The following is a 6,999-nucleotide window of genomic DNA, read 5'->3' as shown; positions in this document are numbered from 1 at the left end:
TTCACTTATCCAATTCCAACGTCTCATTAATCTCCGCTGACTCCGCATCCTTCCCCGTCATCCGCTTGTACATGAACGCGATGTTCTTGATCAGGCTGCCGCTTTCCCAGTATTCGGCGGCTTCGGCTTTTACCTTGATCAGGATGACGTCGGGGTCGTCGTAGGTGGTCTGCATGATCTTCTCGTAGGCTTTGCTCCAGAGCTCCTTTTTCTTGGCCATGTCCTCGACGATTTCGGCCCGTCCCCGGACGGAGACATAGGATTTGCCGGCGTAGGCGACGTTGACGTCTTTGTTGTGGAGGATTTCTTTGTATTTGTCGGTTTCCTTCTTCGTAAAGAACCAGAGGTCGCCGTCGAATTCGACTTCCTGTGTTTTCATCGGGCGGGAGACGAGCCCTTCGTCGGATACGGTCGTCAGCATCGCAGTGTCGACGTCTTTGATCAGCTCCCGGAGCGTTTCCATTTCTTCTTGTTTCATCGGATCACCTCATTTGTGTTATAGAGGTAGATTACCCTTTCTATTAATCCTTTATTCCGGGCTATGAGAACCGGCCGTACATAAGCCCCCCGCCAAACGAATACAATTCATCAGGCTATGCCATAACCGGGAAGGAAGGAGTCGGGAATTTGGGGTATACGGACCGTTATGAACGGGATGCGTACGGGATTATCGCGTTTTGGATACAGAATGATTATGACCACGGCAGGTTTTTCGATAGGGAAATCAGCCATTACGAGACAGAGCTGGCCCGTGCGAATCTGAACAATATCGAGCGTCTGGGGAAGGTGTATGAAAAGGCGGTCAAGAAACAGGGCGATGTCGGCAAGCTGATTGACGAGGCCCGCCATGCGACGAAGGAATTCCATAGTCTGCTTGCCTACACGATGGATAAATCCTTGCACTGTGAGGTCATTATCTCCACGCCTGTTTCCCTCTTGGATCATATGGTCAGGGAATCCGAGGAGTCCCAGAGGGTGTATAAACTGATCGAGAGCGGCACCCAGATTTCCCCGTCGGATGCCATCATCCATGAATGCGTCTTTTGGCTGAGGCAAATGGCCGATCACCTGGGCTATATCCGCCATTACCTGGATCTATCAAATTACGAGCTGAATTTCAGGGTGACGGAGATGATGCAGAAGTTTGAGCGTCTGCTGTTGCAGGCGAATGCCCTGCAGACCATGATCCGGACCCCGAGAAATGAAACCTTGCCGGTCCTGACGCAATTCAAGAATATGATCATTAAGGAAGCCAAAAGCTTAGAGGAGTTTAAGTTGGAGTTGGACGATCTGGTCAAACAGTGTGCGGCCGTGACCACGTCCCCGCCTGATCTGCTGGAGCACATCGCCCGGGAAGCGCATCACCTGTGGAGGAATCTCGAGGATGAGAGAATCACGTGAAGCGGCGTCTGAGCAGCCCCTTCCGATTCCGCACATCTCCGAGGGATTGCAGACCGGTGCATCGCATTTAACACCCATCAAAGTCACAAAAACGAAACCCACCTGGCATCCGGGCGGGTTTCGTTTTCGCTGTTCAATCAGTATCCGTAGCCCGGCCCCATCCACGGGGAGCCGCAGCGCATACAATAGGGCGGCATCATTTGAGGATATTGCCCATAGGGTTGCCAGTGTCCGCCGCCTGCCCCCTGCTGCCATGGAAATGACGGAACGGCGTACGGTCCCATCTGATTCCTGTATGGCTCCTGGCCAATAAGAGCCGGATGTTCATCATCGATCGATTCGTAGCCCTGTTCAAATGATTCGCCAGCATACGGAACCGTAAAATCCGGTCCCACATGCCAATTCACCTCAGAATCACCGCCCGGCCATTGACCGTAATTAACCATCTTCATTCCCCCCTTCCATAAACCTCCCCTCATCTTATTCATGTGATGGGCATTCGGTTATCGGGGCATACCTGCCTGTTTGGTAATCACTCATCACGCAGAGGTAACCGCTCCCCCCTCCAACTCTTATTCAATCCCGTACTGCTTGATCTTTTTATACAAACTCACTCTGGAGATGCCGAGCTTTTTGGCGGCGGCGGTTTTGTTGCCGTAGGTTTCTTGCAGGGCTTCGGTGATGCGGGTTTTCTCCAGCTGGTCTTTTTCAAGCGAGAGTTTCGGCTGTCTGGTTTGTTCCGTCAGGTGCGGCATGAGGAGTTGCAGGTCGGATAGCCCGACTGTGGGCGAGTCGTTGAAGATAACGACCCGTTCCGCCAAGTTGCGCAGTTCCCGGATGTTGCCGGGCCAGCCGTAATGGGCGCAGGCGGCCATTGCGCCCTCCGTGAATTCGTGGGGCTCCTTGTCGTATTGGTAACTGAATTCACGGATAAAGGTGTCCATGAGCGCGGGAATGTCCTCCGCCCGCTCCCTTAATGGAGGGATGTTGAGCGTCACGACATTCAAACGGTAGTAGAGGTCTTCGCGGAATTGGCCGAGCTGCACCAGTTTTTCCAGGTCGCTGTTCGTGGCGGCGATAATCCGGATGTCCACGTCGATCGGGGAATGTCCGCCGATGCGGTAGACTTCCCGTTCCTGAAGGATCCTCAGCAGCTTCACTTGCATGTCCAACGGGAGTGTTCCGATTTCGTCGAGGAACAGGGTGCCGGTCGAGGCCATTTCCACTTTACCGGCTTTGCCGTTTTTGTCGGCTCCCGTGAAGGACCCTTTTTCATAGCCGAAAAACTCACTTTCGAACAGGGCCTCTGGGATGGCACCGCAGTTCACGGCGATGAACGGCTTGTCCTTGCGGTTGCTCGCTTCATGGATGCCCTGGGCGAACAATTCCTTTCCGACGCCGCTCTCCCCCTGGATCAGGACCGTCGCATCCGTCTTCGCCACTTTCAGGGCGAGGGCTTTCACCGCTTGCAGTGCGGCGCTGCTGCCTTTGATGACGGATAGCGGGTCGTGCAGGTTTTGTTCGTTGTATTGGTGTTTGATTTTTTGAAGCTCCGAAGTCGTAAGCGTCAACTTCTCATTGAGTTCCACGATATTCGAGATATCCTGGTCGATCGACAGCGCACCCAGCAGGTTGCCTTCTTCGTCAAAGATGGGGGAAGCGCTGATCATGATGTGTTTGTCGGGACGGGGCTGATGATAAATGTTGAGCACGTACTCGTGCGTCTTTAATAGCTCAAGGATCTTCAAATCTTCCTTTTTAAAAAATGCATTCATCTTTTTGCCGACGATCTGCCCGGACGGAATGCCGTACAGCGTTTCCGCGTGTTCATTCCAGAACTCGACTACACCATCCGCGTTAATGATGGAAACGGCGTCATTGCTCGTCTCCAAAACCGCCTCCAAATAAAACCGTTCACGTGAGAGCACTTGCTCGGCCATGGTGTTCACTCCTTATCTGATAGCGTTTACAGTTTACACTATTGTAAATTCACTGTACATACAGCATTTCCAGAAAGGCGTCCTTAGCGCGTTTTTAAAGTTGGCATGCTTCTTGCATAAGGATTTCTGAAGGAAGATTTTCATGAAGGAGGATTTACCATGGTAGTCGCTCAGGATTTTATCCGAACAATTGACGCTCACACAATGGGAGAAGCTGCCCGCATCGTGGTGGATGGCCTTCCCGAAATCCCGGGCCGCACGATGATGCAGAAAAAACAATATATGCAGGACCATCTGGACTCGGTCCGGAAATTGCTGATGCATGAGCCGAGAGGCCATCTGAATATGTTCGGTGCGATTTTAACGGAGCCGTGCGAAGAGTCGTGCGATCTCGGGGTCATCTTCATGGACAGCGGCGGTTACTTGAACATGTGCGGGCACGGTACGATTGCCACTGTCACAATTGCCATCGACCAGGGGCTGATCGAAAAAAAGGACAGGCTCCTGCTCGATACGCCGTCCGGAACCGTGACGTGCGAGGTACGCTATGAAAACGGCAAGGTGAAAGAAGTCTCTTTCATCAACGTACCGTCGTTTGTCTATCTGAGAAACGTAAGCGTCTCGACGGAGCCGTTCGGAGACATTCCGATGGACATCGCGTTCGGCGGAAGTTTCTTCTCCATCGTCGACGCAAGCCGGTTCGGTCTGCAATTGACCATTGATGAACAGGACAAGCTGACAGAGCTTGGAATGGCCATCCGCCAGGCTGCCAATGAGAAGTTGAAGATCATGCACCCGGAAATCCCGGAGATCAACACAGTGGATCTGGTGGAATTCAGTCTGAAGCAAAGCAGCAACCATTACCGGAACACGGTCATCTTCGGAGACGGACAAGTGGACCGCTCCCCTTGCGGAACGGGCACCTGCGCCAAACTGGCCACGCTGGACCTGGAGGAGAATGAGGAGATTATCCAGGAAAGCATCATCGGCTCCCAATTCAAAGGAGAGATCGTCGGAAAAACCAACGTCGGCGACTTTGAGGCCATCATTCCGAAAATCACCGGCTCCGCCTGGATGACAGGCATGCACCAGTTCTCATTGGATGAAACCGATCCATTCAGCGAAGGATTTTTATTAAAATAATCGGACAAACGAATCGGAGGTCATTAAAATGAACGTAACAAAAGATTTCTTTATGATGCTATCCCAGAACAGAATGCTGAACGGCGCCGCCAAACGATGGGGACTCAAGCTCGGCGCGCAATCGGTCGTCGCCGGCACAACCGTAGAGGAAATGGTGCAAAGCATCCGCAAACTGAATGCAAGCGGAATTTCCGCCACCATCGATAACCTGGGTGAGTTCGTCTTCGATAAAAACGAAGCCCTGCAGGCAAAAACACAAATTCTCGCCGTGATCGAAGCCATTCATGAACATGAGCTGGATGCGCACATTTCGCTGAAGCCGACACAGCTCGGGCTCGACGTCGACTATGACTTCTGCCTGGAGAATTTGCGTGAAATCGTCTCCGTTGCCCATCAGCACAGCATCTTCGTCAACTTCGATATGGAAGACCACGCCCACCTGCAGCCGTCATTCGATATTCTGGAGGAACTACATAAGGATTACGACAACATCGGGACCGTCATCCAGGCGTACTTTTTCCGCGCGGAGGAGGACATCCAGAAATACAAGAACTATCGTCTCCGCATTGTAAAAGGCGCATACAAAGAACCCGAAAACTTGGCGTACCAGACAAAAGAGGACATCGACGCGAACTATATCAAGCTGATTGAATACCACTTGCTGAACGGCGCGTTCACGTCAATCGCCACCCATGACCATCACGTCATCAATCACGTAAAAAAATTCGTGAAAGAACACGGCATCTCGAATGACAAGTTCGAATTCCAGATGCTCTACGGATTCCGGAAAGACATGCAACTGCAGCTTACAAGAGAAGGCTACAACTTCTGCACCTACGTCCCGTTCGGCATCGATTGGTACGGCTACTTTATGCGCCGCCTTGCGGAACGCCCGCAGAACCTGAACCTCATTGTGAAACAGACATTCAATAAGAAAACGAACACGATGATCGGACTCGGCGCCGGCGCTTTCCTGCTCGGCAGAATGACAAAAAAAGCAAAACGCTGATCGGTTTTAATCATGTAAACTGACAACTATGGGGGGAATAAAGATGCAACAAGTGAAAACAGGCCAAATCATCGCCATCGGTTTCATGCTGTTTGCCATGTTTCTCGGCGCCGGCAATGTCATCTTTGCCCCTATGGTTGGCCAGCAGGCAGGCACGAACACCTGGATCGCCATGGGCGGTTTCTTACTGACAGGTGTAGGGCTGGTGCTGCTGGCCATCATAGGGCTGACACGTGGCGGCGGGACGGTGGAGAAATTGGCAGAGCGGGTCCACCCCGTCTTTGCAGTGATTTTCTCCGTCCTTCTGTTCCTGACATTGGGACCGATTTATGTCATTCCGCGGACCACTTCCGTCGTATATGAAATCTCCATTTTCCCGCTGCTTCCGGATACAGTGAACGCCGGGCTGATCCTGTTCGGATTCTCGCTCGTGTTCATTGTGCTGACCGTCATTCTTTCTTGGAACACCACCAAGTTTGTCGACCGTCTCGGGAAAATCATCACACCAATTTTCGGTATTTTGCTACTACTCTTGATCGTCAAATCCATCATCACCCCGATGGGCGGATTCGGAACACCGACCGGGGATTATGCGACCGCAAGCGGCGCATTTCTGAAAGGGTTTACACAGGGCTACTATACAATGGACGTCCTGGCCGCCTTTGTCTTCGGCGGGATCTTCATCAAGTCAATCGCCGCGCTTGGCATACGATCCAACAAGGAAGTGACCAGGGTGTTCATCAAGGCGGGACTCATCACCGTCATCGGCCTGGTCATCCTGCAAGTGTCCATGGCATGGATCGGGGCGACCAGCCTGGATCAGATCGGAGCCAAGGAAAACGGCGGCGAAGTGCTGGCGCAAAGCGCGGTCGCCCTCTTCGGACAAGTCGGCATCTTCATCATCGGCACCGTCATCTTTCTCACAGGCATCACGACGAACGTGGCCTGCCTGTCAGCGGTGGCCGAGTACTTTGAACGAATCGTGCCTTCGGTGTCTTATAAAAAGTGGCTGCTCATCTTCGCCGCAGTCGGCCTGACCATCACCAACTTCGGATTAACAAAAATCCTGGAACTCGCTTCTCCGATTTTGCTGCTGCTCTACCCGCTGGCCATCGCCCTGATCGCCCTGATCTTCATGAACAACTGGTTCAAAGGCCGCCGCTCCGTCTACGTCAGCACGATGGTCGGCGTCGGATTCATCGCCATCCTGGACGCCCTCAAAGACGCCAACGTCGCACCCGAAGCCATCAACAACGTCTTCGGCTTCATCCCCCTCTTCCAGAACGGCGCAGGCTGGATCGTGACCGGAGCCATCGGCTTCGTCATCGGCATCGCGATCTCCAAAAGCCGTAACGAGCAGGAGGCGATGATTACGTCGGCTTCAGAAAAGATCCCAGTGAATTGAACTCAGAATAGAAATCACCCCTGTGCGGCCTTCCGGCTGCACAGGGGTGATTGAATTCATGGGCTTGAATGCCGGTCTGCATGTTTGAGAATAAAACAGCA

Annotated in this window: 7 protein-coding genes; 4 read left to right on the top strand and 3 right to left on the bottom strand. The window is 52.6% G+C overall.

What is annotated here, in order from left to right; genetic code table 11:
- Position 1 precedes the first annotated feature (1 nt).
- On the bottom strand, positions 2-478 hold the full coding sequence (locus BLT01_RS03225) for a pyridoxamine 5'-phosphate oxidase family protein (RefSeq protein ID WP_092094506.1): 477 nt from the start codon (positions 476-478) through the stop codon (positions 2-4).
- A gap of 149 nt (positions 479-627) precedes the next feature.
- On the opposite strand from BLT01_RS03225, the gene BLT01_RS03220 reads away from it, so the two are divergent.
- Complete coding sequence (locus tag BLT01_RS03220) at positions 628-1,401, top strand: DUF2935 domain-containing protein (RefSeq protein ID WP_092094504.1); 774 nt, start codon at positions 628-630, stop codon at positions 1,399-1,401.
- 137 nt (positions 1,402-1,538) lie between these two features.
- On the opposite strand, the gene BLT01_RS03215 is transcribed toward BLT01_RS03220, so the two are convergent.
- Positions 1,539-1,847, bottom strand: coding sequence for a hypothetical protein (locus BLT01_RS03215; RefSeq protein ID WP_092094502.1), 309 nt, complete (start codon positions 1,845-1,847; stop codon positions 1,539-1,541).
- Between the two features lie 126 nt (positions 1,848-1,973).
- Positions 1,974-3,341: a sigma-54 interaction domain-containing protein gene (locus BLT01_RS03210; RefSeq protein ID WP_092094500.1), complete on the bottom strand. Its 1,368-nt coding sequence runs from the start codon at positions 3,339-3,341 to the stop codon at positions 1,974-1,976.
- Positions 3,342-3,500: 159 nt separating this feature from the next.
- On the opposite strand from BLT01_RS03210, the gene BLT01_RS03205 reads away from it, so the two are divergent.
- From BLT01_RS03205 to brnQ, 3 genes are read left to right on the top strand one after another with little or no spacing between them, the layout of a single operon-like run.
- Positions 3,501-4,484, top strand: a complete 984-nt coding sequence (locus BLT01_RS03205; protein ID WP_092094498.1) for a proline racemase family protein — start codon at positions 3,501-3,503, stop codon at positions 4,482-4,484.
- A gap of 28 nt (positions 4,485-4,512) precedes the next feature.
- Entirely contained in the window at positions 4,513-5,493 is a 981-nt protein-coding gene (locus BLT01_RS03200) for a proline dehydrogenase family protein (protein WP_092094496.1), read from the top strand.
- A 43-nt stretch (positions 5,494-5,536) separates the two neighbouring features.
- Positions 5,537-6,898: a branched-chain amino acid transport system II carrier protein gene (brnQ, locus tag BLT01_RS03195; protein WP_092094494.1), complete on the top strand. Its 1,362-nt coding sequence runs from the start codon at positions 5,537-5,539 to the stop codon at positions 6,896-6,898.
- The last annotated feature ends 101 nt before the right edge of the window (positions 6,899-6,999 follow it).

This window comes from Bhargavaea beijingensis (genome assembly GCF_900101985.1).
GTDB lineage: Bacteria > Bacillota > Bacilli > Bacillales_A > Planococcaceae > Bhargavaea > Bhargavaea beijingensis.
This window is presented reverse-complemented; position numbering and strand designations above follow the sequence as displayed.